The organism is Kibdelosporangium phytohabitans (genome assembly GCF_001302585.1).
Taxonomy (GTDB): Bacteria; Actinomycetota; Actinomycetes; order Mycobacteriales; family Pseudonocardiaceae; genus Kibdelosporangium; species Kibdelosporangium phytohabitans.
This window is the reverse complement of sequence record NZ_CP012752.1, coordinates 2,019,905-2,035,450: the sequence shown is the minus strand read 5'-3', so window position 1 is coordinate 2,035,450 and position 15,546 is coordinate 2,019,905. Positions and strand designations below refer to the sequence as shown.

Here is a 15,546-nt window from a genome sequence, read left to right as displayed (position 1 = left end):
CCCCGTGAGTTCTCAGGAACTCACGGGGCACTTCTCGCTACGCTGCAAAGGTGAGCCCGAGTTTCCGGGAGATGCGGCGGCGGTGCGCGGTACTAGCACGGACTTTGCCGATGCCGCAACCGTTCGACGCCCGGAGGTTGTGCCGCCTGGTGGCACATCAGCGGGGCAGGCAGATCACGTTCACCCCGATGAACGCGCACGACAGCGGCGTACTCGGGTTGTGGGTGGCCACCGAGAAGACCGACATGATCTTCTACGAGGCGTCCACCACTCCCCCGCACCAGGAACACATCATCCTGCACGAACTGGCCCACGTGCTGTGCGACCACTACCCGGCGCGGCTGTCGGCCAGCGAACTGACCCGCATGCTCCTGCCGAGCCTCGATCCCGCGATGGTGCAACGGATCCTCGGCCGCTCCACCTACCAGGCCGAGCAGGAGCAGGAGGCGGAACTGCTCGCCTCGCTGATCACCCAGCGGGCGCAGCGGGAGGCCGTCCCCGGCCACCGGACCAGCGAGGTCGCCGACCGGATCAGCGCCGCGTTCGACTGGCCGGAAACCCGGCGATGAACGGCTGGGCCGACTGGATCCGGCTCTACGGCCCGGCGATCCTCGCGTGGGCGTTCGTCGTCGGCAAACTCGTCGACCGCAGGCGCCGCGCGGCGCGGACCGGCTCGGCGATCTGGTTCATCCTGTTCGGCCTCGCGTGCTCGCTCACCGCCATGGCCCCGGCGCCGTACCGGCTGATCAGCGAGGTCAGCGGCGTACCGAACCTCGGCAGGCTGCTGTCGCACCTGTCGGTACTGCTGGTCGCCGTGTCGGCGCGGATCCTGCTGATGCGGCTCAACGAAACGCCGTCGGTCTGGCCCGCCAGGCAGATCTGGTGGCCCGCGACCGTCGCGGTGGCGATCACGGTCCTGTTCGTCCTCGCCGACACCCCGGTCGACGACGTCCGGTTCGCCGGGCGGTACGCCGGACAGCCGTGGGTGCTCGAGTACTGGCTGGTTTTCGTCGCCGGGCTGGCTCCGGCGTTCGTCCGGACCATCGTGCTGTGCTGGCGGTACGGCGGGCTGTCGGGAACGGTGGCCGGCAAGCTCGGTCTGCGGGCTGTCGCCGTCGGCATCGCGTGTTCGCTGCTGTACCACGTGCACAAGGCGTTGTTCTTCGGCGCGGCGGACATCGGCGTCGCGTACCCGAAGGGCTTCGGCGGGTTGCTCGACCGGATGTTGCCGCTGCTGGCCGCTGTTTTCGTCCTCGTCGGTGTGACGCTGCCGACATGGGCCCGCAAACTCCGGCTGCCCGCGTTGTTCGGCTGGTTCGGGCAGCTGCGCGACTACCACCGGCTGCGTCCGCTGTGGCTGGCGCTCTACCGGGCGACGCCGCAGATCGCGCTCGTCGCGCCCCGGCCCGCGCTGCTCGACCTGCTGCCGACCGACGTGGACCTGCGGTTGTACCGCCGGGTCATCGAGATCAGGGACGGGCGGCTGGCGCTGCAGCCGTACCTCGACCCGGAGACCGGGGCCGCCGCACGCGCCACCGCCGCCGGAGTCACCGGCAGGCAGCTCGACGCGCTGGTTGAGGCGAGCATGCTGGCCGCCGCGATGGCCGCGAAACGAGCGGGCGCGCCTGCCCGCGACAACGAACTGGTCGCCGTCGCGGGCGGCAGGGACCTGGAGAGCGACACCGCGTTCCTGCTCGACGTCGCCCGCGCGTACCGCAGGCGTGCTACCGAGGCAGCCGAACCGGTTCGAGGACAGGGCGTTTCGGCTTGACGTGATCACCGGACGACTCGCCACGCAGCCTGCGGCGCACCCACGGCCACGCGTGTTCCTTGCTCCACGCCAGGTTCTGCGCACGACGTTCACGTGGGCTGAGCGTCTCCCGCGGACCGAACACGGTGCTGTCCAGCCGGTGTTCCACGCCGAGGGCCCTGAGCACCTCGATGGCCACCTCGGTGTGCCCGAGTGTGTTGAGGTGCAACCGGTCCGGCGCCCACATCCGGCGGTCCCGCAGCTGCCGCATCGCCCACATGTCCACGACCAGCGCGCCGCGCTGCTTCGCGATCACCCGGGTGTGCTCGTTGTAGATGGCGACCCGGCCGCGCATCTTGCGGAACAGCGCGTCCTCGACACCGTCGACTCCGGTGAACACGACCACGGTCGCGCCGGACTCGATCAGCCTGCCGATCGCCTTGTCGTAGTCGTCCATCAGCGCGTCGATGTCCACTGCCGGGCGCATCAGGTCGTTGCCGCCCGCGTACAGCGTGACCAGGTCCGGGCGCATGGCCAGGCCCGGTTCCAGCTGCTCGGCCAGCACCTGGCCCATCAGCTTGCCGCGCACCGCGAGGTTGGCGTACCGCAGGTCCGGCTCGTGGGCGGCCAGCTGCTCGGCCACCCGGTCGGCCCAGCCGCGGACCCCGTTGGGGTACGCGGGGTCGTCGTCACCCACTCCTTCGGTGAACGAGTCGCCCAATGCGACTAAGCGCTTGCTCATGTCTGTGAGGTTAATCGACGCTAGGTTGAGGCCATGACCAAGGCACTGATCATCGGGGGCGGGATCGCCGGCGCGGTGACCGCGATGGCTTTGCGGCGAGCCGGGATGACACCGGTCATCCACGAGGCGTACGCCACAGGCGCCGACGACATCGGCGCGTTCCTGACCATCATGCGCAATGGGATGAACGCGCTGGAGGCGGTCGATGCGCACCAACCGGTCATCGACGCCGGATTCCCCGCGACCAATGTCGAGTACCTGGACGGATCCGGTACGAGGATCCACCTCAACCCGATGCGCAGCGGTGCGCGCACGCTCAAGCGATCCGCGTTGTACCGCGTGCTGCACGACGAGGTGACCCGCCGGGGTATCCCGTTGCACCACGGCAAGCGCCTGGCTTCGGCGTCAATTGTGGACGGTCGGGTGCACGCGGAGTTCGACGACGGTACGAGTGCCGACGGCGACCTGCTGGTCGGCGCGGACGGCATCCACTCGGCGACCCGCTCGATCATCGACCCGTCGGCGCCCGCGCCCCGGTTCACCGGCCTGACCATCGCGTACGGCTACACCAGGACGACCTCGTTCCCGCTGTCGGCGGACGCGTACCGGATGATCTCCGGCAGCCGCGCGTTCTTCGGCTACACCACCGCACCGGACGGCGAGACGTGGTGGTTCTCCCGCGCCCCCGAACTGGACCTTGCCACGGCGAACCGGCAGAGCTACGTCGACCTGCTGGCCGACGACGACACACCCGCCGCGCAAATCGTGCGGTCGACCGATGACCTGTTCATCACCAACGCCTACGACGTGCCCGAGACCCGCTTGTGGCACAACGACTCCATGGTGCTGGTCGGTGACGCCGCGCACGCCGCCTCGCCCGCGGCCGGGCAGGGCGCGTCGATGGCGTTGGAGGACAGCGTGATCCTCGCCCAGTGCCTGCGGGACATCACGCCGACCCCCGCCGCTTTCGAGCGGTACACCACGATCCGGCGTGCGCGGGTCGAGCGCTTGGTCGCGGAGAGCGCGGCGCTCGGCTCCGGGGCGAACCGCGGCGCGGCGACCCCGCCCAAGGCGGAGGACCGGCACTGGCTGTACGACCACGAGATCGACTGGTCGGAACCGGTCGGCTAGTCACGATGATTTCATCAGTAACCGTCCGGCGCTGGGATCCAGCGGGTGGTCCAGTCCGAAGTGCCGTCCCACGTGCTGGTTGCGAGGCGCTCACAACCGCCTCGCAACCACCATGTCCGACCACCGCGTGACAGGCCTCAGCGGCTTATGGTCTGGAACCGCCTGACCGAGGGCGGGAAGAAGATCAGGATCAGCACGGCGGGCCACAGGATGGCCATCAGCACGGGATTGCCGGCCGCCCACGTCTCGCCGCCGATCCCCGGGTTGCCGAACAGTTCCCTGGTGGCAGCCACGGTCGCCGACATCGGGTTCCACTCGGCGGCGTGACCCAGCCAAGCCGGCATCAGACTTGGCGCCACGAACGTGTTGGCGATCATGGCGAACGGCAGGATCAGCGGGAACAGCGCGGTCGCGCTCTCCGGAGTCCGCAGCAGGAGCCCGATGTAGATCCCGACCCAGATCAGCGCGAACCGCAGCAGCAGCAACAGCCCGATCGCGGCGAGTGTCGCGCCGAGGCTCCCGTTCGGACTCCAGCCGACCGCGAGCCCGCACAGGACCAGCGCGGCGAGGTCGGTTGCCGCGCGCGCCATGTCGGCGACGCTCCGCCCGGCGACCACAGCCGAACCGGCCATGGGCATCGACCGGAACCGGTCGGTGACCCCTCGGGACGTGTCCGTGACGACGTCGACGGCGTACGTGAAGGCATGGTCGCCGCGTTGCTGCCGCACATGGAAAAGGTCGCCGTCAGCAAGGAATGGGCAGCTTGGGCGGCGAACCTCGCCACCACCACGGTGATCGAGGCGATCATGGCGTGGCTCGACGCTGGCCGCCCCGACGAGGACAAAGCCGTCGACCGCATCCTGCAAGCCGTCGACCGCATCTTCCAGGCCGTCATGCCTGCCACACCCTGACGTCCGGGACCTTCTGCCGACGGCGACGCTGCGCCACGGTGGTCCGCGTGCGCCGAACCGCAGCGCAGCCGGGAACTCCGGATCCAGTGACACGGCACGGTGAGCGGACTGGACCTGGCAGTGGCGCGCTCCGGCCAGCTGCATCACTGGGACGACGATGACCGCGATCTGCGGCGCGATACGGGAACCGCCCATGGCTCACGCCACGCGCTTCTGCCGTACGATTCCACAATAGACTCATTATCTCCGGGTGCGCCGGGTCAGCGTGACCGCGCTGCTCGGTGTGCTCGCCCGCCGCGGGCCAGGACACGCGGCTCGCGTGTCCGTCGCGGGCTTGGCGCGGCCGGATTCCTGATGCTCGGACGGCCCGATCGACGGCCGGGGCGGTGAGGTGCAGGCGGTGCTGTTCGGCGAGGAGTCACCGGAAAACTGGCGGGGCGCTACCAGGTGGGCACGCTGCCGGACGTCGGCTTGGCGGAGTTCGGCGTCGGCATGCCCGCTGGTCCGATGATCCGACACATGTCCCGGGGTGCTCCGTTTGGAGGATCAAGAAGCGGCAACGCTCGTGATTTTCGCCCGTAGCGCGGCGCCAACACAAGCCTCGCGGCGATCGGGACCGAACTGGCCGCGGGTGATGTCGCAGGACGGCGCCGACGTCGAGTCGATCTCACGAGCAGCCGCCGACGGCTCGCTGCCCGCAACCCCCGCGTCCGCGGGCAGCATCACCGGCACCGCACGGGTTGTGGTCGACCCGGTCGGCGCTCACCCTGAGCCAGGCGGGATCCTGGTCGTTCCCCGACCGATCCCGGCAGGACCCCGTTGCTCCTCACCGCGGGCGGCTTGGTGATGGAGATGGGCGGCGCGAACTCCCACGGCGCCGTCGTCGCCAGGGAATACGGGATTCCCGCCGTCGTCGGCATCGCGGACGCCACCCACCGCATCACCACCGGCCAGACCATCACTGTCGACGGCGCGACCGGTGTCGTGACTCCCGCCGCTGTCTAGAGCAGGCCCATCTGCATCGCACGGACGCCCGCCTGGAAACGGCTGCGGGCATCCAGTTCCACCATGGCCGATGCGACATCGCCGCGAACCGTGCGAACGCTCACCCCCAGTCGGCGAGCGATCGCGTCATCGGTCAGTCCCTGCGCGAGCATCCGCAGAACAAGCTCGTGCCGCGACCTCGTCGGCCTGCCTTTCGGCACCTGGCTCACCTCGGCGCTCTGCGCCCACAGGCCGTCGGCCAGCGCGATCAGTGAACGGAGTTCATTCTCCGTCCTGATCACCCTGCCCGCACCGGCTTCGTTGAGCACCACGCCGACCAAGCCGTCCACCACAACGGCTCGGACCGGCACGCTGGGAGTCGCCCGCGGTGTGTGTCCGCGTTTGCCCAACCACACCGCGTAGTCCACGGCGGCGACGTCGGTACGCCACAACACCCTGAGCCCCGCGCCGCGGCGCAGCACGCCCTCGGCGATGTGCTCGGCGAACTCGTACGACCGGGGGTCGTAGAGCGGCGCCAGGATCACAACCTCGTTACGAACCCGCGCGACCAGCCGTTCGACGACCGCCAGCACCTCGTCCATATCGGACAACGGGCACGCGTCGTCGAGCCTGCCCGTGGTCTGTTCGTGCAATGACACAAAGGTCTCGACAGCCGCCGCGCTGGGCATCGGCCCGCCCGACAACCGCCGTGCGGCCAACGCCGGCAGCGCCAGGCACGGTTGGATCGCCCGCACCGCACCGGCTTCGACCGCCGAGTTCATCACCAGCCCTTCACTGCGCAACTCCGCGAGCACGGTCGCGCCCTGGTCGGTGGACCATGCCAACGCGTGCTCGAGGCGTTCCGGCTGCCATCGCGACCGGGTCAGCAGTGCCCGGTAGCCGATCTCAGCCTGGCCGCCCACGCCAAGCCTGTGGCTCTTCATGCTCGCCCTCACCCTCATTCGACCCGATGAACACCTGGCCGAGTTCCCTTCCCCCTCTGCGTGCGCCGAGAAGATCAACGCATCCTTGGCCTCCCGTTCCACAAGAGCACGGGAGCCGCGGTGAAATACCGTCCGCGCGGCCTGGTGTCCTCGTCGTCCGGATCGAGGATGAACCGCGCGGGCTTCGTGAACAAGCGCGGCGCTGAGAATCCGCCCGGATGCCACGCCCGCACGCCGCCGCGTACCACCGGACGGCCGGGCAGCAGGTCCCGGACCCGGCCTTTCGGTAGCACAGCGGCGAAAACCGGCACGCCTCGGCAACTTGCGGACCGCAAGAGCCTACGCGGCGGCGGCGGTCGTGTTCCGGCGGCCGGAACCTTCCCGGCCGCAAACGTTGCCAGCAGCCCGGACCGTTCGTCCAGAATGGACTGTACGGCGCTCGTCACTGGTGAAACGCCCTCCCACCTGAAGTCCGGGGTCCAACGCACTCACGGCGCACCATTCTGGCGACCCGCGATGACGGCCTGGTGAATCTTCGCTGACCGAGCCGGAAGACGGTACGAAATCCACGCCACGAGACGACTTGTCCCCCGACTGGCCTATCGCCGGAGCCGATCAGTGCGATGTGGAACCACTCTGAGCAGTACCGCCATCAACTTTGAACACTGACACAGCGTTTACAACCGATCGCTGTTCGCGACTCCCGGTGTCATCGAAGTCCACAGTGGAAGGCGCGGACAGCGACCGGGTGAACACGCCGCGCGACGAACCGGTGGTTGAGTACATAGTGGACGGTACGGCCGAGTCGACCATGGCACCCCTCGAAATCTATTTCCCCAGTTTTGGATGCCCATCGAGAGTAAACCAGCGTTACGGCTTCGTCAACGAAGGCTTGCGAGGTACCATTTGCCAAGCAACTGATGTTTACGCCAGTCACGGGACGGCAGGAGGCAGGGTGAACGCGCCGTTCTCTATCGCCGAGAAGCTCGACCGGCTGTTCCAGCGCGTCCGCCCGGCGGGGCAAGGCGAGTACAGCCACAGCGCGGTCGCCGAGGCGATCAGGGAACAACAGGGCATCTCGATATCGCACACCTACATCTGGCAGCTGCGCACGGGCCGCCGGGACAACCCGACGATCCAGCACCTGACCGCGCTGGCCACGTTCTTCGGCGTGCCCGTGGCCTACTTCCTCGACGACGAGGAAACCAAGCAGATCGACAGCGAACTGGAACTGCTCGCGGCATTGCGCGACACGGGCGTCACGGAGATCGCGCTGCGGGCCGCGGACCTGTCGCCGAGCAGCCGCGAGACGATCAGCAACATGATCCTCAAAGTGTGGGAGCTGGAGAACGAGAAGAAGAAACCGGAGTGATTCCGGCGAACTGACCGGGATGCGGCGACAGGTGGTGTGCCGTGCTGACCGCGGCCAGCCATTTCGCTTCCTCGTGTTCGTCGGCGCCGCCGGCCATCGACGGCCAGCACCCCCGGCACGGCTGCGTGCCTGCTTGCTTGCGGCGCAACGCGACCTCGATCCAGCACGCCTCGGCGAGCACGGCGGCCTGATGGCCGTGGATCCCCTGCGTGGCCAAGTACTCCACCGCCTCGCCGTGCACGCCGGGCGGGACGTACTGGCGCAGTTCGAGCATCCCGTCCCTGATCTCGATCAACCGCCGGTACAGCCGCAGCCGCGCGGTGGCCAGCACCCCGTCCGCGATCGGCAAGCGTTCCGAGACGTACAGGATCACCTGCGGAAACGTCGTGCGCATGGTGTGCCACAACGGCGCGAGCGCGCGCATCGAGCGGTGTAGGCCGACCAGCTCGCGCACGACCGTCCACGCCGGCAACAGGACTCCGCTGACGATCAGCAGTCCCGACAACGGCAGCATGCTGTCGGAGATCGCCGCGACGAGTTCGGTCGGCATGCGCAGACCTGCCGCGTTGGCGAGGATGTACGCCGACTTGTACACGGCGAAGACCGCGTTGATGGCCGCTCCCACGCACATCAGCCACAGCCCGACCCGCAACAGGTTGGTCGGCGAGGCACGGCTGACCCGCCAGATCAGCAGCCCGCCCGTGCACAACACGGTGCCGAGGTAGACCTCCAGCAGCATCCAGTAGGCGATGACCGCCGGGTTGGTGTCCCGTTGAGCGAGCAGTTGCTCGGCTGAACCGTGGATGCCGTGGCCAGCCAACGCGAACAGCCCGACCAGCGCCAACGCCACGCTGAGGCCCAGCAGCACCTGGTACCTGGTCGGCTGCCTGCCGGTGATGTACGCGACGAACCGCAGCAGGTTGACCCCGGCCACGATGGCCAGCAGGTGCTGGAGCAGCGTGTCCGCGTTCGCACCGAGCACGTCCTGCACCGCACCGGTGACCGGCGGCAGCGCGATCGTCCTGATCACCGCGAACGCCAGGAAGATGCGCCACACCGCGCGTTGCTTCGGGCCTCGCCGCAACGCGGGCAGCCACCCGGCCACCAGTCCCCAGAGCAGAACGAGAAGCAACGCGTTCAGCGGGGTACCTCCTCGTCGCGGGTGTGTGCGGGTTCGTCTCAGGTGGTGGGGCGGAGGACTTCGGTCATCCGCGCGAGCGCGTCCCTCGGCCGGGTCCGGCCCGCGCCGCCCCGGATCATCGAAGCGAGCATCTCGGCTTCCTGCTCCTGCTCGGTGGCGTAGTTCACGCGGCCGAGCACCCGCCGGACGACCTCGGGGCTGATGGTGGGAAAGAGCCTGCGCCGCAGCGAACCGTCGATGCCGATCCGGTGGTCGCACAGCATGTGCGCGATCTCGTGCAGCACGATGTGCTCGGAGTGCAGCTTCGACGTGGTCGGCTCGTAGAGGATGTAGTCGGCGTCCGCCATGGACAGCCACATGCCGCACGGCGCGGCGGCGGACAGGCCGGGCATGGGTTTCAGCTCCAGTCTGCGACCGCGCTTCCCGGCGACGTGCGCGCAGAAAGTGGCGAGGTCGAACGGCTGCGGGACCGCGAAGGCGCGCAGGTGTTGTTCACAGCGCCGACGAAGCTGCCTCATTTCCCGTCGCCTCCTTGGTTTGGAGACTACCCGGCATGGTCAAGAGACACCGATGATGGAGTCATGAAGGTCCGAATCGGGGTAGGTCTCGGCCCGCACGACGATTTCATCGAGGCGATCGACCACGCGGAACAACTCGGCATCGACTCTCTGTGGTTCTCCGAAGTCGTCTTCGGTGAACACGCAGACCCGTTCATAGCAATGGCGTACGCCCTTTCGCGTACGACGAAACTCAAAGTGGGCACTGGAGTGGCCGTATTGCCCGGTCGCAGCCCCGTGCTCGTAGCCAAACAAGTGGCGACGCTGGCAGCGCTAGCCCCCAAACGGGTACTTCCAGTATTTGGACTGCGACCGGCACGCACTCCCGAACGACAGGTGTTCCCGGCGCCCCGGGGTGAACGCGGCGCATTGTTCGACGAGACCATGGTCGTGGTCCGGCAATTGCTGACACAGGAGTCGGTGACCTTCCAAGGGCGGTTCCACACGCTCGACAACGCGTCGGTCCGGCCACGGCCCAAGCGGATGGACATCTGGCTCGGCGGCTCGGCCAGAGCGGGACTGGAACGCACCGGGCGGCTGGCCGACGGCTGGCTGGGCAGTTTCCTGACACCCGGCCAGGCGCTGCTGGCCCGCCGGACCGTCGAAGCGGCGGCGCGGGAGGCCGGCCGGGAGATCGAAGCCGACCACTACGGGATCAGCATCGCACTCGCCGAGGACGGCATCCCGCCCGCGCTGGCGCAGGCCGCGCGCAGCCGGCAGCCCAACATCGACCCGGCCGAGGTGGTGCCGGGCAGCTGGGAGGCGGCGCAGGACCTGATCGAGCGTTACATCGAGGCGGGGCTGACGAAGTTCGTGATCCGCCCGGCCGGGGAGGTCCGCACGATCCGGCCGTTCCTCGACGACTTCGCCGCCAAGCTCAAGCCGCTGGAACGCAATCTTGGCGAGCCCTGATCCTCCCGGATGACGGAAAAGCCATAACCGAATCCTCTGTCCTGCGAAAAGAACCCAACCGCTCGAAGGTGGGTTATCCACGGACAGGAGACGCGGACGTTCACGCAGCGGATCGCACCGGTGGCCGGTTCGCTGCCCCTGTCCGCCCTGGTGGCCGCGCTGCCGCTGCTCACGGTCTTCGTCCTGCTCGGAGTGGTCAGGACGAAGGCGTACGTCGCCGCGCTCACCGGCCTCTTGGTCGCGTCGCTCGTTCGGCGGGGTGTCGGACGACCCGCGCATCCAGGGCCTGCTCGTCGCGTTCTGCTTCGGTGGCCTGATGGAGGCGCTCGCCGGGTTCGGCGCCGGTCGCCATCTGCGCGGTCATGCTGGTGGCGTTGGGGTTCCCGCCGGTACGCGCCGCCGTGGTCGCGTTGGTCGCGAACACGGCGCCGGTGGCGTTCGGCGCGATGGGCACGCCGGTCATCACACTGGCGCAGGTCACTGGGTTGCCGTTGGACGTCGTGTCCAGTGTGGTCGGCCGACAGACGCCGGTGCTGGCGCTGTTCGTGCCGCTGCTGCTCGTGATGATCATCGACGGCCGCCGCGGGCTGCGGGAGACGTGGGTTCCCGCCCTGGTCTGCGGTGCGGCGTTCGCGACCGGCCGGTTCGCGTTCGCCAACTACGTCGCAGCCGAACTCGCCGACATCGGCGCCGCGTTGCTGGGAGTCGCCGCGCTCGTGCTGACGCCGGGCGCGCGCAGAGGCGCGCGGCAGGAGGTCCGTGACGCTGTTCTGACCGGCACGAGGACCGCGACGCTGGCGAGACCGGCACCCGCGGGGATGTCGTGCTCGCCTACCAGCCGTACGTGGTGATCATCGTGATCTTCGCGATCGGGCAGATCCCTGCGGTCACGTCAGTGCTGGCGAAGGCGACGGTGGTCTTCCACTGGCCGGGCCTGAACGTCGCCGACTCGTCCGGGAAACTCGTTTCGGGCAACAACTTCACGTTGCCGCTGGTGAACACGGGCGGCACGCTGGTGCTCCCGGCCGGTGTCGTCACAGCGGTCGCGCGGCGGGTCGGCGCCCGTGCCGCGGTCGCCGAGTGGGGCAGGACCGTGTACGAGCTCAGGTTCGCGATCCTCACGGTGACCGGTGTGCTGGCGCTGGCGTACGTGATGAACCTGTCGAGGCAGACGACCACGATCGGCTACCTCGTCGCCGGGGCCGGTGCGGCGCTGGCGTTCTTCTCCCCCGTCCTCGGCTGGTTCGGGGTGGCGGTGTCCGGTTCGGACACTTCGGCGAATTGCTGTTCGGCGCGCTGCGGGTGAGAGCGGCGCAGCGGACCGGCCTGGCACCGGAACTGCCGGCCGCGGCCAACAGTTCCGGTGGTGTGCTCGGCAAGATGATCTCGCCGCAGAACCTCGCGATCGCCTGCGTCGCCGCCCAGCTGCCCGGTGCGGAAGGCAAGCTGCTGCGCGAGATCCTGCCGTGGAGCGCCTGCTGCTCGTGATGTGCGTGCTCGTGGTGCCGCAGAGCACTCCCGTGCTTGGCTGGACGCTGCCCTAGGACGAGGACGTGACGGCGTACTGGCTGTGGATCTCCCACGGTTCCAGCGCGCGGTCGAGGAACATCAGGTTGTCGAACCGGCAGTCGCAGGGATTGCCCTCCCTGGTGTCCTGCGGGAAGCTGCCACCGATCTTGAAGCCGCGCGGATCGGTCGGCGAGGCGGCGTACGGCCCTTGCCCGGTGCCGACGCCCCACGGGTCGCCAGCGACCACATAGGACCCCGGCAGGGCCTTGCCGTTCTTGTACAGGGCCATTTTCCCGGTGTTGAAGTCGAACGTCGCGGCGAGGAAGACCCACTGGTCCCGCGGCAGGATCGTGCGCCAGTCCTCGGTGGCCGCGAAGGTCTGCGACGCGCTGCCGTCGATCCGCCTGCCGAGCGCGACGACCTTCATCACACCGTCCACTTCGATCAGTTCGAGCAGGGCGCGGACCGCGTGCCCGTCGGAGTTGCCGGTCAGCACACCGGCGATGCCGATGGCACCGTAGAAGTCGCCCGGGTTGGCCGAGTTGGAGTTCGGGCTCGGGTTCGGGCCGGTCATCTTGACCCAGCCCATCACCGTCGTCTGCCGCGCACTGTTGAACGCCCGCAGCGACGCGACCCCCGTGGCGGAGTACGTTCCGGCTTTCCAGTCGTCGTTGCCGGGCGTGAGCGGGTTGACCTGCTTGGTCTGCAACGAGTACTGGCTGCCTCGGTACGCACCGTCCGCGACCCGGGCCTGTTCGCCGCCGTTGACCAGGTCGATCGGCGTACCGGACCGGCCGGTGTCGGCTTCCTTGGCGGGGTTCCCGGCGACCGGGTGCTCGAAGTCGTAGCGGGCCACCAGGTTTCCCGCCAGCGACGGGTAGACGTCGGGCAGTGGCCTGGTCCCGGTCACCTTCCAGATCTTGCCGTTGGCCTTCGCCAGCACGAACAGATCGCCCGCGTTGTTCGTGCCGAACCGGATGTCGGTCCTGCGGTCACCGGCCATGTCCTGCATCGTCATCGGACGGCCCGAGGAGTCCGTCACGGACAACTGGTGCAGCGGTGCGAGTTTCCCGCCGCGCCGCATCTCGGCCGCGTTGGTGTAGAACAGTTTTCCGTCCACCAGGTCACCGAAGACGTACTTGCCGCCGAGTTCCGGGATCCGCGAACCGCGGTAGACGAAACCTCCGGCGACCGCGTGGCCGCTGTCCGCGGTGCACGGGAAGCCAGGTGGCGGGTCGTGGTCGTAGGCCGCGACCGGGTAGACGTACCCGAACTGGGCGTCGTTGTCCGGCAACCGATACAGGTTGCACCGATCCGTGCGCTTGTAGACGAACGGGCCCTCGCGGTCGCTCCAGCCGAAGTTGTCACCGGCGCGCACCTCGTAGACGGACTCGATCTCGTGCTCGCCGATGCTGCCCAGGTACATCCTGCGGGTGACGGTGTCCCAGCTGAACCTGTGCGGGTCACGGAAGCCGTACGCGTAGACCTCGCCCATCGCACCGGGTTTGCCCACGAACGGGTTTCGCACAGGGATGCCGTACTTGCCGTTCGCGCTGTCGCGCCCGGCCGGGTCGATCCGGAGCATCTTGCCGTGCGGGAGCGCCAAGTTCTGCGGGTCGTTGCTGGAGATGCCGCGCCCGCCGTCGCCGACGGCCACGTACAGCTTGCCGTAGTCCTCCTGGTGGCGCAGCGCGGTCGGGTTGAAGTCGATCTGCTGGATCGCGTGGGTGAAGCCGGTGAAACCGACCCGGAGCATCTCCCTGCGGGTGCCGCTGAACGCGGCGGCCTTCGGGTCGGTCGCCGTCCATTCGGTCAGCACGCTCTGGATCACGATCGTGCCGGGCTGGTCGTAGTCGGCGGGCTTGGTCGTCAGCGCGTCGCGGGCCTCGGTGTGCGTGGTGTAGAACCGGCCGTTGCGCGCGAAGTCCGGGTGGAACGCCACGAACCCGAACCCGCTACCCATTCCCTTGTTGTTGAAGAAATCCGGGCCGGTGGCGGCGCCGACGTCGAGGTATTCGGCCGACCGGCCGGCCTTGACGAGGTACAGCTTGCCGTTGAGGTCGGGCACGTACATCCGCCCGGACGAGTCGGGTAACTCGCCGAAGTGGTTGATCCGCGCGTGCCTGCGCAGACGCGCGTCGGTCACCGGCGGGGCCGGCTCGGAGCGCGGCATCGTGATCACCTCGTCGAGGACGAGCGCGATGCCCGATGTAATCGGTTTCTCCGGAATCGGGTCGATCACCGGAAGGTCGTCCGCGAGCGCGGGTGGCGCCAGAAGTGCGGATAAAACCAACGGAACTGTCGCAATCAGACACCTGGGACGCATGACAACTCCACCACTGCCTCGTCGCATGGTAAGCGCTTACTATGTAAACGCTTTCAGAAGCTACATACGAAATTCCCGGCAAGCAAGGCCTAGGCTGCCGATATGCGCATCTTGTCGAGTTTTATCGGTGGGCGCGGTCACTGGGGACCGATGGAACCGATTGCCCGTGCCGCGCTGACGGCCGGGCACACCGTGGGAGTGACCTGCCAGCGGAGCATGGTCCAGCCGGTCAAGGACGCCGGGTTCGACGCGTGGCAGTCCGGGCCGGACTTCGACGGCGGCGGGGTGCGGCGGCCGTTGATCGAGCCGAACCAGGAAGTCGAGGACGCGGGCCTGCGGGACGGCTTCGCCGACCGGGCCGCGCGGCTGCGCGCGGCGGACCTGCTGGCGATGGACTGGCGGCCCGACCTGATCCTGTGCGACGAGGTCGACTTCGGCGGGATGATCGCCGCCGAGGTGCTCGGCATCCCGCACGTGACCGTGCTGAGCAACGCCTCCGGCACGTTCGTGCGGCCGTCGGTCGTGCAGGACAAGCTCAACGAGGTGCGCGCCGAGCACGGCCTTCCCCCGGACGAGGACCTGGGCATGCTCGGCCGTCACCTGGTGCTGGCGCCGTTCCCGCCGAGCCTGCGGCACCCGGACCACCCGCTGCCCGCGACCGGGCACAGCATCCGGCTGCAGGACGTGGCCGAGGCCAAGCCGGAGGAACCGACCGTCTACTTCACCCTCGGCACGATCTTCAACACCGAGTCCGGCGACCTGTTCACGCGCGTGCTGGCCGGTCTGCGTGAGCTGCCGGGACGCCTGATCGTCACGGTCGGCCAGCACATCGACCCGGCCGAGTTCGGCCCCCAGCCCGCGCACGTGCGGATCGAGCGGTTCATCCCGCAGTACGAGATCCTGCCGCAGTGCAGCCTGGTGGTGTCGCACGGCGGCTCGGGCAGCCTGACCGGCACCATCGCGCACGGCCTGCCGACCGTGCTGATCCCGCTGGGCGCCGACCAGATGGTCAACGCCCATCGGTGCATCGACCTGGGCCTCGGCAAGGTCCTGGACGCCTACACGGTCGCGCCCGACGAGGTGCGGGACACGACGGCCGAGGTGCTCGACGACCCGTCTTACCGGCAGGCCGCCACCCGCCTTAGGGACGAGATGGCCGCGTTGCCGGACGTGCCTTACGCGCTGAGCCTCATCGAGGGCCTCAAGTAGCACCCAGTTGCCCAATGCGGCGCGGGGGTGCTTAGCAAGATCCTCATACTCATGTGGG

15 protein-coding genes and 1 pseudogene are annotated in these 15,546 nt (G+C 68.6%); 10 read left to right on the top strand and 6 right to left on the bottom strand.

Annotated features, from left to right (window positions below):
- Window positions 1-50 precede the first annotated feature (50 nt).
- The gene (locus AOZ06_RS09290) at window positions 51-569 is read left to right on the top strand and encodes an ImmA/IrrE family metallo-endopeptidase (RefSeq protein ID WP_236952148.1); all 519 of its coding nucleotides are present in this window, start codon (window positions 51-53) and stop codon (window positions 567-569) included.
- On the top strand, window positions 566-1,771 hold the full coding sequence (locus AOZ06_RS09285) for an MAB_1171c family putative transporter (RefSeq protein ID WP_054289065.1): 1,206 nt from the start codon (window positions 566-568) through the stop codon (window positions 1,769-1,771). Before AOZ06_RS09290 ends, AOZ06_RS09285 begins: the two co-directional genes overlap by 4 nt.
- Here the strand turns inward: AOZ06_RS09285 and AOZ06_RS09280 are convergent.
- Complete coding sequence (locus AOZ06_RS09280; protein WP_054289064.1) at window positions 1,725-2,492, bottom strand: SGNH/GDSL hydrolase family protein; 768 nt, start codon at window positions 2,490-2,492, stop codon at window positions 1,725-1,727. The genes AOZ06_RS09285 and AOZ06_RS09280 overlap by 47 nt on opposite strands.
- Window positions 2,493-2,525: 33 nt before the next feature.
- On the opposite strand from AOZ06_RS09280, the gene AOZ06_RS09275 reads away from it, so the two are divergent.
- The gene (locus AOZ06_RS09275; RefSeq protein ID WP_054289063.1) at window positions 2,526-3,623 is read left to right on the top strand and encodes an FAD-dependent monooxygenase; all 1,098 of its coding nucleotides are present in this window, start codon (window positions 2,526-2,528) and stop codon (window positions 3,621-3,623) included.
- 137 nt (window positions 3,624-3,760) lie between these two features.
- Here the strand turns inward: AOZ06_RS09275 and AOZ06_RS59780 are convergent, their stop codons facing one another.
- On the bottom strand, window positions 3,761-4,351 hold the full coding sequence (locus AOZ06_RS59780) for an ABC transporter permease (protein ID WP_054289062.1): 591 nt from the start codon (window positions 4,349-4,351) through the stop codon (window positions 3,761-3,763).
- Here AOZ06_RS59780 and AOZ06_RS59775 point away from each other — a divergent pair.
- Complete coding sequence (locus AOZ06_RS59775) at window positions 4,328-4,534, top strand: hypothetical protein (protein WP_225953183.1); 207 nt, start codon at window positions 4,328-4,330, stop codon at window positions 4,532-4,534. The genes AOZ06_RS59780 and AOZ06_RS59775 overlap by 24 nt on opposite strands.
- Before the next feature lie 819 nt (window positions 4,535-5,353).
- Window positions 5,354-5,539 (top strand): PEP-utilizing enzyme, encoded by a 186-nt coding sequence (locus AOZ06_RS59770; protein ID WP_054289060.1) that lies wholly within the window; start codon window positions 5,354-5,356, stop codon window positions 5,537-5,539.
- Here the strand turns inward: AOZ06_RS59770 and AOZ06_RS09255 are convergent.
- Entirely contained in the window at window positions 5,536-6,462 is a 927-nt protein-coding gene (locus tag AOZ06_RS09255; protein ID WP_169798888.1) for a helix-turn-helix transcriptional regulator, read from the bottom strand. The two genes, AOZ06_RS59770 and AOZ06_RS09255, sit on opposite strands and share 4 nt — an antisense overlap.
- Before the next feature lie 955 nt (window positions 6,463-7,417).
- Here AOZ06_RS09255 and AOZ06_RS09245 point away from each other — a divergent pair.
- On the top strand, window positions 7,418-7,834 hold the full coding sequence (locus AOZ06_RS09245; RefSeq protein WP_054289057.1) for a helix-turn-helix domain-containing protein: 417 nt from the start codon (window positions 7,418-7,420) through the stop codon (window positions 7,832-7,834).
- Here AOZ06_RS09245 and AOZ06_RS09240 read toward each other — a convergent pair.
- Together AOZ06_RS09240 and AOZ06_RS09235 are read right to left on the bottom strand one after the other, a co-directional pair.
- The gene (locus AOZ06_RS09240; protein ID WP_054289056.1) at window positions 7,791-8,966 is read right to left on the bottom strand and encodes an MAB_1171c family putative transporter; all 1,176 of its coding nucleotides are present in this window, start codon (window positions 8,964-8,966) and stop codon (window positions 7,791-7,793) included. The genes AOZ06_RS09245 and AOZ06_RS09240 overlap by 44 nt on opposite strands.
- Before the next feature lie 47 nt (window positions 8,967-9,013).
- Complete coding sequence (locus AOZ06_RS09235) at window positions 9,014-9,493, bottom strand: hypothetical protein (RefSeq protein ID WP_054289055.1); 480 nt, start codon at window positions 9,491-9,493, stop codon at window positions 9,014-9,016.
- A 63-nt stretch (window positions 9,494-9,556) separates the two neighbouring features.
- Here AOZ06_RS09235 and AOZ06_RS09230 point away from each other — a divergent pair, with 63 nt between their 5' ends.
- From AOZ06_RS09230 to AOZ06_RS59755, 3 genes and pseudogenes are all read left to right on the top strand, one after another.
- Window positions 9,557-10,444: a TIGR03854 family LLM class F420-dependent oxidoreductase gene (locus AOZ06_RS09230; RefSeq protein ID WP_054289054.1), complete on the top strand. Its 888-nt coding sequence runs from the start codon at window positions 9,557-9,559 to the stop codon at window positions 10,442-10,444.
- A gap of 362 nt (window positions 10,445-10,806) precedes the next feature.
- Window positions 10,807-11,295 carry an L-lactate permease gene (locus tag AOZ06_RS59760; RefSeq protein WP_236952146.1) on the top strand — a complete coding sequence of 163 codons (489 nt, stop codon included), beginning with the start codon at window positions 10,807-10,809 and terminating at the stop codon, window positions 11,293-11,295.
- A pseudogene (locus tag AOZ06_RS59755) lies at window positions 11,268-11,932 on the top strand (L-lactate permease). Before AOZ06_RS59760 ends, AOZ06_RS59755 begins: the two are co-directional and overlap by 28 nt.
- A gap of 52 nt (window positions 11,933-11,984) precedes the next feature.
- Here AOZ06_RS59755 and AOZ06_RS09220 read toward each other — a convergent pair.
- Complete coding sequence (locus AOZ06_RS09220) at window positions 11,985-14,126, bottom strand: PQQ-dependent sugar dehydrogenase (protein ID WP_236952142.1); 2,142 nt, start codon at window positions 14,124-14,126, stop codon at window positions 11,985-11,987.
- Window positions 14,127-14,381: 255 nt separating this feature from the next.
- Between AOZ06_RS09220 and AOZ06_RS09215 the strand changes: the two genes are divergently transcribed.
- Window positions 14,382-15,488 (top strand): glycosyltransferase, encoded by a 1,107-nt coding sequence (locus AOZ06_RS09215; RefSeq protein WP_054289052.1) that lies wholly within the window; start codon window positions 14,382-14,384, stop codon window positions 15,486-15,488.
- Window positions 15,489-15,546: the final 58 nt, after the last annotated feature.

What these genes read in the sequence shown, in the direction of transcription:
- AOZ06_RS09285 (WP_054289065.1), top strand. Translation starts at nt 566, where the DNA reads ATGAACGGCTGGGCCGACTGGATCCGGCTCTACGGCCCGGCGATCCTC.
- AOZ06_RS09280 (WP_054289064.1), bottom strand. Translation starts at nt 2,492, where the DNA reads ATGAGCAAGCGCTTAGTCGCATTGGGCGACTCGTTCACCGAAGGAGTG.
- AOZ06_RS09275 (WP_054289063.1), top strand. Translation starts at nt 2,526, where the DNA reads ATGACCAAGGCACTGATCATCGGGGGCGGGATCGCCGGCGCGGTGACC.
- AOZ06_RS59775 (WP_225953183.1), top strand. Translation starts at nt 4,328, where the DNA reads ATGGTCGCCGCGTTGCTGCCGCACATGGAAAAGGTCGCCGTCAGCAAG.
- AOZ06_RS09255 (WP_169798888.1), bottom strand. Translation starts at nt 6,462, where the DNA reads ATGAAGAGCCACAGGCTTGGCGTGGGCGGCCAGGCTGAGATCGGCTAC.
- AOZ06_RS09235 (WP_054289055.1), bottom strand. Translation starts at nt 9,493, where the DNA reads ATGAGGCAGCTTCGTCGGCGCTGTGAACAACACCTGCGCGCCTTCGCG.
- AOZ06_RS09230 (WP_054289054.1), top strand. Translation starts at nt 9,557, where the DNA reads ATGAAGGTCCGAATCGGGGTAGGTCTCGGCCCGCACGACGATTTCATC.
- AOZ06_RS59760 (WP_236952146.1), top strand. Translation starts at nt 10,807, where the DNA reads ATGCTGGTGGCGTTGGGGTTCCCGCCGGTACGCGCCGCCGTGGTCGCG.
- AOZ06_RS09220 (WP_236952142.1), bottom strand. Translation starts at nt 14,126, where the DNA reads ATGCCGCGCTCCGAGCCGGCCCCGCCGGTGACCGACGCGCGTCTGCGC.
- AOZ06_RS09215 (WP_054289052.1), top strand. Translation starts at nt 14,382, where the DNA reads ATGCGCATCTTGTCGAGTTTTATCGGTGGGCGCGGTCACTGGGGACCG.